The sequence below is a fragment of the Chryseobacterium sp. MA9 genome (assembly GCF_024399315.1).
Classification (GTDB): Bacteria; Bacteroidota; Bacteroidia; order Flavobacteriales; family Weeksellaceae; genus Chryseobacterium.
Map to the genome: position 1 here is coordinate 3,206,894 of NZ_CP075170.1, position 17,187 is coordinate 3,224,080.

Annotated in this window: 15 protein-coding genes and 1 tRNA gene; 6 read left to right on the top strand and 10 right to left on the bottom strand. The window is 32.0% G+C overall.

Annotation, left to right across the window (positions count from 1 at the left end; translation table 11 throughout):
* Nucleotides 1–431 precede the first annotated feature (431 nt).
* Nucleotides 432–869 (top strand): hypothetical protein, encoded by a 438-nt coding sequence (locus KIK00_RS14555; RefSeq protein WP_255813100.1) that lies wholly within the window; start codon nt 432–434, stop codon nt 867–869.
* Nucleotides 870–1,023: 154 nt separating this feature from the next.
* Here KIK00_RS14555 and KIK00_RS14560 read toward each other — a convergent pair whose 3' ends face one another.
* The 6 genes from KIK00_RS14560 to KIK00_RS14585 all read right to left on the bottom strand — a co-directional run bounded on the left by KIK00_RS14560 (nt 1,024) and on the right by KIK00_RS14585 (nt 6,912).
* The gene (locus tag KIK00_RS14560) at nt 1,024–2,880 is read right to left on the bottom strand and encodes a hypothetical protein (RefSeq protein WP_255813101.1); all 1,857 of its coding nucleotides are present in this window, start codon (nt 2,878–2,880) and stop codon (nt 1,024–1,026) included.
* Nucleotides 2,881–2,961: 81 nt separating this feature from the next.
* A complete protein-coding gene (locus tag KIK00_RS14565; protein ID WP_255813102.1) occupies nt 2,962–3,486 on the bottom strand; it encodes a type II toxin-antitoxin system antitoxin SocA domain-containing protein in 525 nt (174 codons plus the stop codon).
* A gap of 226 nt (nt 3,487–3,712) precedes the next feature.
* A complete protein-coding gene (locus tag KIK00_RS14570; RefSeq protein ID WP_255813103.1) occupies nt 3,713–4,639 on the bottom strand; it encodes a hypothetical protein in 927 nt (308 codons plus the stop codon).
* The gene (locus KIK00_RS14575) at nt 4,629–4,994 is read right to left on the bottom strand and encodes a helix-turn-helix domain-containing protein (protein ID WP_255813104.1); all 366 of its coding nucleotides are present in this window, start codon (nt 4,992–4,994) and stop codon (nt 4,629–4,631) included. The genes KIK00_RS14570 and KIK00_RS14575 overlap by 11 nt, the downstream gene beginning before the upstream one ends.
* Before the next feature lie 137 nt (nt 4,995–5,131).
* Nucleotides 5,132–5,665 carry a transposase gene (locus tag KIK00_RS14580; RefSeq protein ID WP_255813105.1) on the bottom strand — a complete coding sequence of 178 codons (534 nt, stop codon included), beginning with the start codon at nt 5,663–5,665 and terminating at the stop codon, nt 5,132–5,134.
* Complete coding sequence (locus KIK00_RS14585; protein ID WP_255813106.1) at nt 5,662–6,912, bottom strand: site-specific integrase; 1,251 nt, start codon at nt 6,910–6,912, stop codon at nt 5,662–5,664. Before KIK00_RS14585 ends, KIK00_RS14580 begins: the two co-directional genes overlap by 4 nt.
* 540 nt (nt 6,913–7,452) lie before the next feature.
* Between KIK00_RS14585 and KIK00_RS14590 the strand changes: the two genes are divergently transcribed.
* The 4 genes from KIK00_RS14590 to KIK00_RS14605 all read left to right on the top strand — a co-directional run bounded on the left by KIK00_RS14590 (nt 7,453) and on the right by KIK00_RS14605 (nt 14,441).
* The gene (locus tag KIK00_RS14590; protein WP_255813107.1) at nt 7,453–10,635 is read left to right on the top strand and encodes a S41 family peptidase; all 3,183 of its coding nucleotides are present in this window, start codon (nt 7,453–7,455) and stop codon (nt 10,633–10,635) included.
* Nucleotides 10,636–10,703: 68 nt separating this feature from the next.
* Nucleotides 10,704–11,423 (top strand): AAA family ATPase, encoded by a 720-nt coding sequence (locus KIK00_RS14595; protein ID WP_255813109.1) that lies wholly within the window; start codon nt 10,704–10,706, stop codon nt 11,421–11,423.
* 136 nt (nt 11,424–11,559) lie between these two features.
* Nucleotides 11,560–11,633: transfer RNA gene (locus KIK00_RS14600), tRNA-Asn, on the top strand.
* Nucleotides 11,634–12,005: 372 nt separating this feature from the next.
* Nucleotides 12,006–14,441 (top strand): DUF5686 family protein, encoded by a 2,436-nt coding sequence (locus KIK00_RS14605; RefSeq protein ID WP_255813111.1) that lies wholly within the window; start codon nt 12,006–12,008, stop codon nt 14,439–14,441.
* Nucleotides 14,442–14,527: 86 nt separating this feature from the next.
* Here the strand turns inward: KIK00_RS14605 and KIK00_RS14610 are convergent, their stop codons facing one another.
* The 4 genes from KIK00_RS14610 to rplU form a co-directional block, all read right to left on the bottom strand.
* Nucleotides 14,528–14,701 carry a hypothetical protein gene (locus KIK00_RS14610; protein WP_255813112.1) on the bottom strand — a complete coding sequence of 58 codons (174 nt, stop codon included), beginning with the start codon at nt 14,699–14,701 and terminating at the stop codon, nt 14,528–14,530.
* 192 nt (nt 14,702–14,893) lie between these two features.
* Complete coding sequence (locus tag KIK00_RS14615; protein WP_255813113.1) at nt 14,894–15,061, bottom strand: hypothetical protein; 168 nt, start codon at nt 15,059–15,061, stop codon at nt 14,894–14,896.
* A gap of 186 nt (nt 15,062–15,247) precedes the next feature.
* On the bottom strand, nt 15,248–15,505 hold the full coding sequence (gene rpmA, locus KIK00_RS14620; protein WP_027372929.1) for a 50S ribosomal protein L27: 258 nt from the start codon (nt 15,503–15,505) through the stop codon (nt 15,248–15,250).
* Between the two features lie 12 nt (nt 15,506–15,517).
* Nucleotides 15,518–16,096, bottom strand: coding sequence for a 50S ribosomal protein L21 (gene rplU, locus KIK00_RS14625; RefSeq protein ID WP_076597840.1), 579 nt, complete (start codon nt 16,094–16,096; stop codon nt 15,518–15,520).
* Between the two features lie 184 nt (nt 16,097–16,280).
* Here rplU and KIK00_RS14630 point away from each other — a divergent pair, with 184 nt between their 5' ends.
* Complete coding sequence (locus KIK00_RS14630) at nt 16,281–17,168, top strand: metalloprotease (RefSeq protein ID WP_255813115.1); 888 nt, start codon at nt 16,281–16,283, stop codon at nt 17,166–17,168.
* Nucleotides 17,169–17,187 lie beyond the last annotated feature (19 nt).

Genomic DNA, 17,187 nt, shown 5'->3' on the forward strand with positions numbered 1-17,187 from the left:
GAGTATACTATAATTAACAGTTTTATTTTTATATTAGTTATATTGTTTTTTACAATAATCTCAAGTGTTGTTATATGTTTTGTTCAATTAGATTTCTCATTTTTATTTTTATATTTTATTCGTAATATTGGTCATCTATTTGAAATTTATAATATTGTAGTTCTAATATTATTTTTTATTGTGGTTATTTTAATTACTTATTATAATGAAAAAGTAAGAAACTTATTTTTCATTACTATTTCTAGCTTAATTTTGATTGCAGTTGTAAATATTCATGACTTTAAATCTTTATTTATATATAGAATTCAACCTATAGACATATATTTTTATGCATATCTGAGTGCCTATATATTTAGTTTTTTACTCTGGAACATTCTTCTAAAAAAAATATGGAAGATTTCATTTATTGAAAAATAAAAAAAAATAGAATTATGATAAGTAAAATTTTAAAAAGTATTTTATTATTAGGAATTATTTTATTTTTGCATAGTTGTAAAGCTACAAAAGTCAATTCAATAGTCGGAACATGGAAACTATCCGCAAAATTTATTGATGAAAATTCTTATGCAGTATATTCCAATTCTGCCACACAAAAAATAATTAGTGAACGAACAGTGACATTCAACCCAAATGGAACATTTACTTCAAATGGTGATATTTGTAATAGAGGAATAGATATTTTAGACTCTTCTAGTGGAAAATATAATAAATACAACAATAAAGATGCTTACTATGTTTTACAACCTGACAAATGCATCGGAATTTCAGGAAATAATATTTTAGTTAGAGTTAAAAATAAACAATTATATATTGAATATCCCTCTATTGGATATGATTATCAAATATTTGATAAACAAATAAAACAATAATTATTATTGTACCTGAGAATGAATAAATGATTGGTTCTACTGACAGTAAGCCAATCATTTTTATTTTAGAAATATTATCAAAAATTTGATTATACAGATATCGACAACTCTTTAAAAAAAATAATGCCCCCTATCACCAGAAAACTATATCGAATTATCTTACAGGCCGATTTATAACCGTTGGAGAAATTGTTTTTTCTTTCATCTTATAATTAATAATTGAATCTACTTTTTTCGCAGAAATTGAATCAATATTCTTTTTCAAATTCTTATTGACAATTAATTTTTGTTTTTCAAACTGTGTTAAATTAAGATATCCAAAAAAAGATAACGCCCCCAAAACACCAACAGGTATATAGGCATACCATATTTTATATAAATCTCTAGTAGAAAATAGTATTAAAGTAACAAAAACTGAAAGAGCTGTTGCTAAAGAAAGCATAAATAATAATGATTCCCAAACACTATCTATAAATTTATAAGCTGGTATTGAAGACAAAACAAATGTTATAATAGCTGTAAAAATACTTATGATTTCAATAGCCTTAAAGTCTTTAGAATCTAAATTCTTTCCTAATTCTTCAATCTTTTTAATCTCATTTTTAAAATACTTTCCAGCATTGTATGATAGTAGCAAATTATCATAATGTTGTTTTATCTTTTTATAATCTCTTTCCGTTTTAAGAATTGGTGGTGGAAGAACAAAAGATGATGGATAAAAAACAGTTTCTAATCCATCAATTTCACACGAAACTAAACATTCATTATAAGGTAACATAAAAACAAAGTTAAAATTCAACTTTGCCCAATCTATATCTTTGCCATACTCCTCCATTTCTTCATGACAATCTTCAATCAAGTCACTATAAGCATTTAAAAAATTGATTTTTTCATCATTCAGAATTTTACTCTGTAGATAATTAACTAAATATTCTAAATATTTAAATCTTAAAAAATAATTATTGACCGAACCTTTTATACTATCTCTTATTTCTTTATATTTTTCAGTAATATTATTTATATTCTGTTCCTTAGAAATATATAAAGAAAAAACATTATTTATGGCATAATTATATATAATATTGTAGGCATATTTAGTAAAACTATTTTCATCAACAATAGTATCAGCTTTATCTTTTAAAAATAAAGCTATTTCATTCAGTTTGGAAAGATTCGGTTTTACATCTTTATAATACTTGATTAACTGATGTATTTGCAAAATAGACAAATCATTTAAAGGGTTATTTTTATATGATTCTACTCTTTTTTTTATAATATCCTTCCAATTATTAGAAATTATATCATACTGAGTATCAATGATGCCTATCCAATTATTTATAGTTTCATTATCACCATTAAAATCTTCTATTGTTTTTAGCGTACCACCTTCTAAATAATTGGAATGGTATGGATTAATATTTTCTATCCTTTTTTTCCATTTATGTTTTAGAAAAGCAACTTTAGTTTCTACAGCCGTTGAAATATCCGAATACTCATTAATAGTTATTCTATTAATTTTTACACCATATTCAAAAACCTCCATTATATACTCTTTATGAGTAGTTGGAAAATTTTCTAATCTGACAATGCCTAATAATGTAATAAAATAATTAACAAATTTTTCATAGTCTTCGGATAAATCACTCCCATCTATAATCTCCTCAAAATGAGGATTTTGAGCAAATAGATAAAAATTTTGTTCCTCGCTATATTTATCAATAATATCTTTTATAAAAATTTTATAATTTTCTATTATTACATTAATTGTAATTGACGATTCTAAAACTCTTTTTTGTATTTCATCAGAGAGTGTATTGGCATATCGTGGAAAATCTTTAATTTCATTTTCAGCACTGTCTAACCTATTATTAATTTCAATATTTGTAAAATATTCTCCTGAAATTAATGAGAGACATACTTCTCTAACTATGCTAGAGGTATATTTTTCAACTTCTAAAATAATTAAGGGTGAGCGAGCATCTATATCTGCTTGTTCAGAAATAGATTCCATAGATATAACAGTTCTTTGTAAATACTGTTTAAAGTCACTTATCTTACTATAAGCGACATCTATCGGGACAGTCATAGAAATTTATATATGAAAATATTTATTTTCACTCTTAATAACTTCTTTGGGAATTGCTTCACGATACAGCCCTTTAGATTTAGCAATGTTAAAATAGTATCTCCAAGAATACCAAGAGTGACTTAATTCTACTAAGTCAAAAGAAGACATTTTGATTAAATCGGGATTCTCAGATTTCAATTTTGCTATGCTTTCTGAAATTTTTGTTTTGATTTCATCTGCAAGTTCTGTAGTTTCTGTATAAATTCCTGTCGTACTGTAGTTATTTATTGTATAGGCAGTCTTTTTTTGTTTAATATCATCATATATATCTCCTTCAACATGCCCATATGGTAAGGCATAAAAATTATTAAAAGTTGAATCAAGTAAAGAAGAATTATCATCTTTTTTAGCTCCAATTGCTGTTGTAAAAAATAATAATTTCAGAACCTTCAAAGTGCTTAAATCATTGTCAATACCACCCCCATAAGCCTCTTTGTACCAATCAACTAACTGGTAAACAAAATAATCAAAAGCTAATGTTTTATTCATGATATCTAAATTAGAGTTTGCAAATATACGTGTTTTAAACTATTTAAAGTTATATAAAATATTTAATATAATAACCTATCCTACAATAATTAACGTTTTTTTATTGTAATATTTTAGGTTTAACAAAAGTACAATAGCTCAACGACAATACTCGTCGTATGAAAATTAATTACTGAAATGATTGGTTTTACTACAACTACACTATAGTAAAACCAATCACTCTTATTTAATCTCCAACAACAATTGGATAATTCTCATCACAATCTTTAAACAACTCATCAAACTTCTGAATAATCATATCTTTAAGGTATATAAAGGTTTTATCTAGCTCTTTAACCTTAATATAATTTTTCAATCTGGCTTTACTTCTTCCTTTCGTTGCATCAGAACCAAAATCCTGTTTCCAAAAAGAATATTCTAATTTATTTCCCAGATTTGCTATTTCTGTGTCATTAAGTCCCTCAGTAAATCTATCATCCACAATCATTAAATAATCAAACTTTTGTATAAAATCATTGAATAGTGTAACATTTTTCTGTGGGTCGTATAAATCACAAAAATTCAATATACCAAACTTTTCTAATTCCTTTGAGTTATACTTCAACTCTATCCTCATAAGCTCATAATCAAGCTTATTCTGTCTACCTTTATCATAAATCTTAAATGTATAATTCCCTGTTTTAAACTTCTTCAGTACAAACCCGTTTTTATCTTCAAACATATAATGAGGTTTGAATTTATACATCAGAACATTCTTCTCAATGACATCCTTAACACTTCTATCTAATCTAAGGTTAAATCCGAACTCTAAATTGGTAATCTTCGTATCAGAAAAATCATAATCGGGAAACTCATTCCTCAATTCATCCAATGTCTGCGTCAAATCACAATAAGAAAAATCATTGTAATTATGCTCTTTTCCTTCGGTCAAAAAATTATGATATTGATGTATTGAATTTTCAATATAAGCAGTATGTGAGTGAACTACATAAACCATTGAACCTACTTCCCCTTTAATCGGATAATATGAAGCATTAGTATTATCATTCTTTAAATCCTCACTATTAATAGTACAGTCAAAATCTCCTCTTTTCTTCACCAGACTTTCAAAAAAATACTTATCCTTAAAATAAACTCTCAAATTATCCTGCATGACTTCTATTTTTAGGTTTAACAGATAATAGAGCTTGTTGTGCTTCTTTCTCAATCTCAGACTTTGATTTTATTCTGCCTTCCTGAATGTAGTTTAATATATCTACTTTGAGATAAAAACATTTTTTTCCTCTTTTGCAGTATGGAATCTCATTTCTAGAGTTCATGCCATATAAGGCTTGTTTTCCTATACCTAGAATCTTTGCTGTTTGCTCCAATGTATAAAACAATTCTTCATCTTTGGAATAACTCAATGATTCTTTGATTTTTTCTAATTCTTCCTGTACTGTAATTTTAATATTTTCTACTAATTCTTCAAAAATATTATGCTGTATCTGCATTGTTAACTCTTTCATAACACGAAGATATTGCAGATTTTCGGGGCACTAAAAAGTGTTAAAAATATTTTAACCCACCTATGTAAAACAGCCTAATGAAAAAGGAAGAACTGACATTTTAAAAAGCTTCAACAAATCCGTTTAAGAACCTAAAATCAATTGTAGATTTCAGGACTTTTTGACAACCATTCAAGATATAAGATTATCAATTTTTGGTCTATTTTTCTATGAGATTCATTTTTGAACTCTGCCCATGTAAAAAAATGTTGTTCAGATAAAGGCATTTCACTAAAAGATATTAATGATGTTCCTGATTTTCTTTCAGGTTTTAGTCTTTCCAACTGTATTCTTATGGTATTACACATTTCTAAAATAGGTTCATACCTGTTATGTTTGAGAACTCGTTGAATATCTTTGATTGTGAGTTTAGAAGAACCACTTAGGATACAATTAACCGCAAGAACCCAATAATAAATAGGAAGTCTACTCCTGTTCATAATAGTACCAACTTTTAAAGAAGTTCTTAATCCACATTCTTTGCATTCAAATACAGTTTTATCCTGCTTCCAATAATACTCCGAACTGTCGCATCTCCTACAAACAATCCCTTGTTTTTCCTTGATATCTTTTAAAAGACCAATACAAAGATTTTCATCAGGTATTTTTATAAAATGATAACCAACTATCATAAAAAGTCTGTAATCTTATTTATGATTGCCTCTTTATTGGCATCATCAAAACCACTTAAATAATTTTTTGTAGTCTTTATATCACTATGTCCTAAATACTCTCCTATTAACTCTATATTAGCTCCAGAATTTAAAGCCATTGTAGAAAAACTATGCCTAGCCCAGTAAGAAGAAATTTCTTCTGTTATTTCATTGGCTTTTGCAAGAATTTTGATGTGGTCATTAACAAACCTCGTAAAGTTTTCAATCTTTCTTACCTTTTCTGTGGCTGTATCATCTTTTGAAAGAATATTAAAAACATAGTCTTCAGGGCTTGTTTCTTCGTTTTGGTATTTACTTATAATAGCTTTGGAAAAAGGCGTAAGTAAAACAGAAACTTCTTTAAGATTTGTTTTTTTAGTACGCTTTGTTTTTCCTCTGTAAAAAGTCAATTTGTTTTCTTCAAATGATAAATCCTTGAATTTGAGCCGAGCTATATCATTTATATTCATCCCATTACTGACATATGATAAAAACCAAAAATCCTTAGCTTTCCCTTGTTGCTCTGTTTTTGGTATAGCCTTATACAATTTTTTCAAATCGTCTTTTTTTAATGCCTTCTTAACTTTTGAAGTTGCAGGAATTTCATATTGCCCTTTACCAAAAGGATAATGTTTTTCATAAGCAGGATTTTCTAATATTGCAATATTATACATTGCTTTCAATGGCCTTAAATAAATACCTATCGTGGTATAAGACTTGCCATTATCAAGCATATATTTTTCATATTTATTTAACCATGCTTTATTGATATCGATAATATGAAGCTTTTTCACAGCATCAGGATTGGCGGGATTAAGAAAACGTTTCAATGATTTTAAACTGCTATTATAATTACTTGCAGTTTTGATTCTATCTTCACCTGTCATACCCTCAATAGCTTCTTTATAATAATCGAATATATTACTTTTATCTATAAGGTTACCGTAAAACTGTGATTCAAAATCACCAAAATTAAATGGTTCTATATGCCTTGCAATCTGTTCTGCCCTAGCTTCAATGCTTTTTAATGCTATAACTTCCTGTTGATATTTTTTTGCAGGTCTTTTATCTGTTATATTTTCAAAATCTTCTTTAGTATAATACCTATTGATATTGTAAAGCTTTGCAGATTTACGCAGTGTACTATATATCCTCAACTTAGCAGGAAACGTACCGTCAGCCGTTGCCCTCCTAGTATCATGCATAATTGATATTTTATATTCCATATTATCTAATATTTTGTTTATGCAAATTTACTGAAATAAAAAACCATTTGCACAAAATTTGCATAATAATTATATAAATTTGCATAAAATAAAAACTTAACAAACCTATAATAACATTTTAAAAATACCATTAAATAAAACAAAATGAAAACATTAGATAAATAAACACATAATAAAAAAATAAATCCCTTCTAACTGTTAATCAGAGGGTCGCTGGTTCGAGCCCAGCAGGAGGAGCAAAAGACTTACAGAAATGTGAGTCTTTTTTTGTGCTTTAATCTGAACAATTACATTGCAATGAGCTCAGAAATACAGATATTTGTAACTTACCTTAAGTTTTTATGAAGTATTGATCTGTTTTATTTAATATTATCCGCCCTTTCAGGCATTTTTCATGTAACGATTTCCTTAATCATCCGACTATTCTTTTTTAGAATAATAAGGATTGAGAAAATTTTCAACAAATGAATACTTTTCTACAACAATAAAGAATAATAAAACCAACCAATATGTAGTATTGTATAAATACCCAATTATACCATGAAGAAAACTATTATTTCGTTATTCACAGCATTTTCTATTATAGGGATTTCAGCACAGGATAAGTCTTATTTCCTATCAAATCCCTCATTGAGTCCAGATGGAAAGACAGCTTATTTCTCTTATGACGGCGATATCTGGAAAGTAGATTCCAATGGCGGAAATGCTTCAAGAATTACAGCTCTGGACGGAGAAGAGATTAATCCACGCCTTTCACCGGATGGAAAATGGCTTGCATTCAGTTCTAACCAATATGGAAATTATGACGTGTATGTGATGCCTGCAGCAGGTGGAAACATCAAGCAGCTAACCTTCCACACCGGAAGAGATGAAATGGAAAGCTGGGCATGGGACAGCAAAACCATTTATTTTACTTCCAACAGAAATAATAATTTCGGTAGTTTTAAAACTACAATTGAAGGAAAAACACCACAAAAGCTTTTCAATAATTACTTTAACAACACCAATGGACTTGTAGAAACACCGGCGGGAGAATATCTTTTCACCAGCTCTTCAGAAAGTGCCCATCAGGTGCAACGTAAGCGTTATAAAGGAGAAAATAATCCTGATATTCTAGGATACAATCCCAAAAGCAATTCTTTCAAACAGTACACCAACTATGAAGGAAAAGATTTCAGCCCAAGCGTAGATAAAAACGGTATTACTTATTTTATTTCCGATGAGAATAATGGAGAATACAATCTTTATAAACTGGAAAATGGTAAAAAGACTTCTTTAACCCAATTTGATACTTCTATTAAAAAACCTTTTGTTTCTGCAGACGGATCTAAAGTCATTTTTGAAAAGGATTATCAGCTTTATATTTACGATATCGCTTCAAAAAATGCAAAACCTCTGAACGTTAGTCTGAACACCAATAAAACACTGGAAAAAGAACAAAACTTCAATGTGGAAAATAATATTTCCTATTATGATGTATCTCCGGATGGTAAAAAAATTGCTTTTATAAGCCGTGGTGTTTTATTTGTATCAGATATTGAAGGAAAATTTGCACAGCAGGTTTCTGATGGGAAAGAACGCGCCATGGAAGTAAAATGGCTAAAAGACAACCGCACGCTGCTTTACAGCCAGACCTACAATGGATACCAAAACTGGTTTACTATTCCTGCAGACGGAAAAGGCCAGCTCAAACAATTAACGGAAGACTTACGCAATAACCGCAATATTACACTCAACAACGATCTTTCAAAAGCTGTTTATTTAAGCGGCCGTGATGAAGTAAGATTGTTGGATTTAAAAAGTTTCAAATCTACAACGATCGTAAAAGATGAAATCTGGGCATTCCAAAACTCAAGACCTTCTTTTTCTCCTAATAACGAATATGTATTATTCTCCGCAAAAAGAAACTTTGAACTGGATATTTTCATCTATAATATTAAAAAAGGACAGACACTCAATCTTACCAATACAGGTGTTTCAGAGGAAGATCCTGTGTGGTCTCCAAACGGCAAATACATTTATTTTGCCAGCGACAGAACCAATCCGTCTTATCCCTTAGGTATGCAGAAATCTAACATTTACCGTATGGCTTTAGACTGGTTTGATGAACCTTTTAAATCTGAAAAATTTGATAAACTCTTCACGGAAGAAAAGAAGGAAGCAAAATCTTCTGATAAGGTGAAAGATAAAGACAAGAAGGACAAAAAAGATGATGACAAGGATAAAGAGAAGAAGGAAGAACAAGAACCGGCAATCAAAGAACTGAAAGTAAATCCTGAAGATACTCTGGACAGAATTGAGTTGGTTACCGACCGATATGGATATCAGGATGATCCAACCGTTTTCTCTGATGACAAAAAAGAAATTCTATTATTCAACTCTAATCAGGATAATGGAAAAAGACAGCTGTACAAAAAAGTGTTCACAGATTTTGAGCCTGCCAAATCTGAAAAAGTTTTCGATAAAGCAGCTTATTATCTTACTAAAAATGAGAAAAACCTATTTGCACTGATAGAAGGTAATATTTATAAAACAACTGTTGCAGCATTAAAACCAGAAAAAATAAATATTCAATTTAGTTTTGATAAAGACCTGGCATCAGAATTCACTCAGATGTTTGCTGAAGCATGGACTGGTGTGGAAGAAAACTTCTATGATGAAAAGTTCCATGGGATTGACTGGAAAGCAAAAAAGGAACAGTATGCCAAGTATCTTCCATATGTACATAACAGAAATGATCTGAGAATTTTATTAAATGATCTTTTAGGAGAGCTTAATTCTTCACACACCGGATTTTCTTCTACCGGAAAAGAAGAAACAATGTACCTGAACTATTTTACCAACGAAACAGGAATTATCTTCAAAAAAGACCAGCCTTACACTGTAGAAAGCATTGTACGAAAATCTCCGGCTTTCCGTTCCGGAGTTGACATTAAGCCTGGCGATCAGCTTATTTCTGTAAACGGGAAAAAGGTTGATCCAAACGAAAATATCGAAACGTATTTTACAAGCCCCAAAAAACAGGATGAACTTGTTCTTACGTTCAATCGTGATGGTAAAAATGTAACCACCAAAGTACACCCTATTTCAAACGGAGAATTAAAGGGATTGCTTTATGATGATTGGATCTACAACAATCACCAGCGTGTTGATAAGCTTAGCAACAACCGTATCGCTTATTCGTGCATGAAAAATATGTCAACCGATGAACTGGACCACTTCCTTCTGGATATGGTAGAGCAGGAAAACAGAAAAGATGCTGTAATTCTTGATCTGCGTTACAATACAGGTGGAAATGTTCATGATAAGGTATTAAATTTCCTTTCTCAGAAGCCTTATTTACAATGGAAATATCGTGAAGGAAAAATGACGACACAGCCTAACTTTGCGCCTTCCGGAAAACCTATTGTTCTTCTGATTAATGAAGCTTCACTAAGTGATGCCGAGATGACTGCAGCCGGATTTAAAGCACTGAAACTGGGTAAAATTATTGGCCAGGATACGTATCGCTGGATTATTTTCACTTCAGCCAAAGGTTTGGTTGACGGATCTTCTTATAGGTTACCTTCATGGGGAACGTATACTCTGGACGGGCAAAATCTTGAAAAAACAGGTGTAAAACCTGACATCTATGTTAAAAACACCTTTATGGACCGTCTTCAGAACAATGATCCTCAGCTGGAAAGAGCTGTTCAGGAAATACTTAAAGATTTAAAAAAATAAGAATTAAGAATATTGCTTATTTTTTGCACATATTTTGCTTGATAGGATTAATAATTCTATCAAGCAAAATGCCTTACTTATCAAAGATTTATTTAAAAGATAGTCATCCACAAGACTTCCCTTTCAACCTGCCTTTTCTACGCAACGGTTTAGATATAAGGCTAAAAAGCAATGTTACCTTTTTCATTGGCGAAAATGGGATTGGAAAATCTACTTTGCTTGAAGCAATTGCAGACCAGTGTAATTTCAATGTAGCCGGTGGAAATCGCAATCACAATTATAACTTTCATAAAACAGAATCTGCGCTGTCAGAATATCTTACTCTTTCCTGGCGCAATAAGACTTCTCAAGGTTTTTTCATGAGGGCAGAAAGCTTTTTCAACTTTGCTACCTATATTGATAAAGTGGCTGAAGAAGATCAAAGAGTCCTGGAAGCCTACGGAGGTAAATCTTTACACCACCAATCTCACGGCGAAGCTTTTTTATCATTATTCCATAACCATTTCCAGCATGGCATTTATATTCTTGATGAACCCGAGGCTGCTTTATCACCGCAGAGACAACTTTCTCTGCTGTCTATTATTCATAAATTAGAAAAAACAGGAAAGGCTCAGTTTATAATTTCAAGCCATTCACCGATATTAATGAGCTATCCAACTGCTGAAATTTATTTACTTGATGATAAAATTCAAAAAGTTCATTATAAAGAAACAGAGCATTATCAATTAACCAAAAACTTCCTGGAATCCCCCGAGCGGTATTTTCAGCACTTATTTGAAGATATTTAGAATGGCATTAAAAATAATCAAAATATTTCTTATTGAATTTCAATACATTTAGTTAAAAGTCTCTTTGAATAAGGGAGAAAAACTTGACTGATATTAATATTCCTATTATATTTGCACCACTTAAAACAAAGGACATTCCTCCTTAGCTCAGTTGGTTAGAGCATCTGACTGTTAATCAGAGGGTCGCTGGTTCGAGCCCAGCAGGAGGAGCAAAAAGACTTACAGAAATGTAGGTCTTTTTTTTATTTATAATTTATGCTACAATAACAACGGGAAGCCCGTTAACATAGTATCTCCTTATACTCCATTAATACCCTGATTATTATCCTTTAAGCATTAAAATTTCTCATTTAATTTTAATAATCACATATATAATTTTCCCTACATTTGCCGTTTTATAGAGTACGCTAAAAATATTTTATTTTTTTACCTATTTTTTTAATAAACTGCATACTTTTTGTTTATGCTAATTGCCTGAAGAAACGAATGATGTTAAACAATAACTCCAAAAAACACTATCTTTTATTTTTTTTTCTGATGCTCTCCAGTTCTGTATGTGCTCAAAACCGGGCCAGCGGCAAGGTGGTTGACGAAAAAAACAACAAAGAACTCACTAAGGTTGATATTTTTATCAACAATAGCAAAACACCTTCCCTGACGACAACTTCAGGCAGCTTCATCGTTCAGTCAGACAGTATTATTCATCAGTTAAAATTTTCCAGAAAAAGCTATACTACAGAAACGCTTGATATTACTCCTGAAAATGCTGAAAATATTTTCGTACAGCTTTCCCAGGCGAAAGTAAGTGATATCCAGGAGATTGTCCTTCAAAGTGGCAAGACTAAATATAAGAATAAAAAAGAAAACCCTGCTTACGCCATCATGCAAAAAGTATGGGCACAAAAAAGAAATAATGGGTTAGAAAAATTTGATACCTACTCGTATAAAGAATACGAAAAAACCCAATTTGACCTCAACAATCTGGACAGTGCCTTCATGAAGAAAAAGATTTTCAATAAACTGGATTTCATTTTCGATTATGCAGATTCTACAGCGAGTGGAAGACTGGGGCTTCCTATTTTTTTAAATGAAGCCGTGTATGAAAATTTTGGTAAAAACAGACCAGACAAGGACAGTAAAAGAACATTGGTCGCTCAAAAAACTTCAGGTTTTCAGGACAATCAGGTAATTACTGTTTCGGCTAAAAACCTGTATCGTGATATCAATATCTACGACAACACCCTTAATTATTTCGATATCGGATTCCAAAGCCCTGTGGGAACAGATGGATTCAGCACCTACGACTACAGTCTTATGGACACCATTACTATTCGTGGTGAGAAAGCCTTTCAGATCAGATATCAGCCTAAGAGAAAAGATATCCTTGCCTTTCAGGGAAACCTTTATATAGATACGGATACCTATGCCGTTTTAGGAGCAACATTAAAATCAACACAGAAAATCAATGTGAATTTCGTCAACAGTGTCTATACTCAGGTGGAGTATGACAATCCTGATGAAACAACTTTTCTTCCTAAAAAACTGGTTACAGAATTTGAAATGAGCCCTTTTTCAAAAAAGAAAGGAGCTAAAAGTATTATAGCCAAAAGATCGGTAGATTATTCCGAATATCAGTTTAATAAGCCTCTTGATCCAAAAGTATTCAAACGCACGGAAGAGGAATATGAAGACAAGTTCACCAATAAAGACGATGCCTATTGGACTAAAGCCAGACCAGACACTTTATCTAAAGCAGAACAGGGCGTTTACAACATGCTTGATCAGCTTCAGCAGACTCCAAAATTCAACCGAATGGTAAAACTGTTTGAAACACTTGGTTCAAGGTATTACAATGCCTTTAAAGGAATAGATATTGGCCCTATCTTCTCTATTTATGGAAGGAATGAAGTGGAAGGAGACAGAATAAGATTAGGAGCAAGAACCTATTTCGGATTGAATGATACCTGGAGAGCTCAGTTTTATACAGCCTATGGTTTCAAAGATCAACAGTTTAAATATGGAGTGGAGGCAAGATATATGTTCAATAAGCTTAACCGCTTTATGATTGGGGCAGGAACCAGCAGAGATATCGTTCAGCTTGGGGGCCAGCTTACATCCGGTGACGGTGTTACCCCACAATCTTCATCTACCAGTACCTTTTTTGCAAGAGGTGAAAATATTTCTTTAAGCTCTGTAAACAAAACAAGTGTTTTTGCAGCTATTGAACCCTGGAAAAACTTCCAGATAAGAGTAGACGGAGTGATGCAGAGCATTAAATCTGCTATTCCCGAGAAATTCAACCTTATGTATTACAAGGATGGACAGCTGAGACAAACAGTTAATGATTCTCATGTTACCATCAGCTTAATTGCAAAACCGGGAGCAAAGTTCTCACAAACCGGAATTGACCGTTACCAAGCCAGAAACCTTGCACCAACCATTGTTTTAAGATACACGAGAGGTATTGAAGGATTATTTAATGCGGACTTCAATTATGATAAGCTTCAATTCATGCTATATAAACCGTTTTTAATTGGAAGCATGGGGAAATTGGTTGTTAATTTCGAAGCAGGAAAGAACTTTAATACTGTACCGTTAGCATTGCAGAATATCATTCCGGCAAACCTTTCCTATGGTTTGGTTCCCAATACATTCTCTCAGCTTAACTATTATGAGTTTGTTACTGATGCTTATACCACGCTTCAGCTGGAGCATCATTTTAACGGTAAAATCCTTTCTTATATTCCTTTAATTAAAAAACTGAAACTCAGAGAAGTTGCATTCATCAGAGGAGCCTACGGAACGCTAAGTGATGCTTCTAAGGCAATCAACGTAGAAGGTTTTAGATACTCAGCACCTAGCGAACATATTTATTATGAATATGGATTCGGGATTGAAAATATAGGAATCGGAAACCTTAGAATCTTCAGAGTAGATTTTAACTGGAGAGGAAATTATCTTGACAGACCGGATATTTCAAAATTTGGTGTTAAGGCAGGATTCCAGGTAGGATTCTAGACAGAATAAAATATAATAAAGGTTCGGCGGCTTCAAAGAAGCCGCCGAACCTTTATTTCAGCTTTATAAAAAGTCAGAGATGATGATTAAAAGCATTCACAAGGCTCTTCTACATCAAGAAGGCAACGCATTTTCTGCTCCTTTGTCAGTCCGCACCATGTATCACATGAAGTAATTGGTTTTGATGGACACCATACTGTAACTGCTCCTCCGTTGATTTCTTTAAGGTTTTTCTTTGTTAGTTTTCTTAAATTTTTCATGATTATATTTAGTTTTATTTGTTGCCTACTCTCTCTGCTTTTCGGCTTCCGCAATGATTTTTTATTTGATTACAAACAAATATAAAAATATTTCACTATTTCAGGATATTATTTAGTATTTTTAACTTAAAACAAGCCGAACATCATTACATGTTTGGCCTGTTCTGAATCTTGAAGAGGTTCGATTTCTTATTATTCGAAACATTCTGTACAAGGCTGAGAAAGCATACAGTGCGATTTCTGCCATGGAGACCATCTGCACCATTCATCACAAGACTGAAACATAGAAGGGCAGACTGCCGCTACTCCTCCGATTACACTTTTTAAATTTTCTCTGCTTAATTTTCTTACATTTTTCATAGATATTTTGTTTTAATAGATTGCCTACTCTCTCTGCTTTTCGGCATTCGCAACTGTTTCAAAATTGGACAGTTAACAAATATAAAATATTTCACAAAGAAATGAATACTATAAAGAATGAACTATACAGAATAAAAAAGCCTCAGCAAATGCTGAGGCTTTAATTTTTATAAAACGCTTACAAAATTATGCGTTTGGCTCTACAGATACGAAAGATCTGTTGTTTGCTTTCTTTCTGAAAACTACTTTACCATCTACTAATGCAAACAAAGTGTGATCTTTACCGATTCCCACGTTATCACCTGGGTGGTGCTGAGTACCTCTTTGTCTAACAATAATATTTCCGGCAATAGCTGCTTGTCCTCCGAAAATCTTCACACCTAATCTTTTAGAGTGAGACTCTCTACCGTTCTTGGAACTACCGACTCCTTTCTTGTGTGCCATTTTATTACTGGATTATTTATTAAGTGCTTTAAATTGATCGATATTCTTAATGATAGCAGCATCTACTTCTTCATGAGTAAGAATATTCTTTTCTAATTCCACTTTAACTGCTTTACCTAAAGTAATTAAAGTTTCTCTGTTCTCTTTAGACTGAGACAAGTTGTTTTTCTTTAAGTGATAGTTCAATTCGTGATCTTCACCAAAGTTAACAGTTGCGTTGTCTGAAAGAACTTCACCTTTCACAGTTTCTTTTTTAGCAGCAGCTTTTTTAGCTCCACCTTCAAAACCAGTAATACCAGTGATTACGATTTGAGTTAAAGATTGTCTGTGACCGTTTTTCACTTTGTAACCTTTTCTTCTTTTCTTTTTGAAAACGATTACTTTATCAGCTTTTACGTGGTCAAGGATCTCTGCTTCCACAGTGATTCCGTTTACAGCTGGGGCGCCTACAGTGATTGCACCGTTTACAGTAAGAAGAACTTTATCGAAAGAAACTTTTCCTCCTTTATCTCCTTTTAAACGGTTTACAAACAACTTCTGGTCTTGCTCAACTTTGTATTGAAGCCCTGCTATTTCTACAATTGCAAACATTGTTTATAAATTTTTAGTTATTTCGAGGTGCAAATATACATATAAATTTCTAATTAGCTTACAATCAAAGCAATGTTTTTTTAATTAAAATCCTATTCACTATGTTTTGAATAATTTTTTTTAATAATGTACTCACACTTAAGAGATAATTTCATACCTTCGTTTTACCAAATTGAATTTATATATGAAAAGAAACTTTAATCTCTGCTTACTAGCAGGCGCCATTGCTGTAACTTCATTGACAGCATGTAGTGATGACCAAATGGACAACAGTGTTCAACCTCAGCAAGAAGAACTTAATGCAAAAATTGATCAGCCAGGAGATCTTGAAAAAATCTGCTCTTATGTAGATAACAACTGGAGCTCTAATTCAGTTTTGCTGACCGGACTTCAAAATTCCACAGACACCAACTTTATGAACGGTCAGATGACTAAAATTGCAAGTATGTGGGGAAGAAGCAATCCTACTCTGCGATTTGTGAATGATCCGTCCAATTTCAATTCAACTTATAATGCGATTTCCTATTCTACCGGAAAGATCTATTATGGATATGCCATCTATTATGATGCAAAATCAAAAGGAGGTGATATTGTGAATGCAATGATCCTAGCTCATGAATATGGACACCAACTGCAATATATCTTCGGACTTCCTACTGTAAACGAAAACACAGCCAGACCCAACGAACTTGAAGCCGACGGTTTCGCAGGATATTATCTGAGAAGACCAAACGGTTACAACAAAACAAGCTTTCCGGAAATTGCAGCTGCTTACGAGTTTGCACAAAGTATCGGAGATTATCAGACTACCAATCCCGGACATCACGGAACACCTGCACAGAGAAGATCAGCAGTGCGTTTAGGATTCCTTTTGGGACAGTATGATCTTAACGCTTCCAATTTCGATTATAACTTCTTCTATTATTATCAGGGAGTATTAAACGGAACTTACAAGATGGCTAAAAACACAGTAAATCCTGAAATTGATGCATACATGAGTCAATATATAGATGAACTGAGAAAAATTCAGTCAGGAGAAATTTCTGCAGAAGAATTTAAACATCTTCAATAAAAAAAGAACATTCATTTTT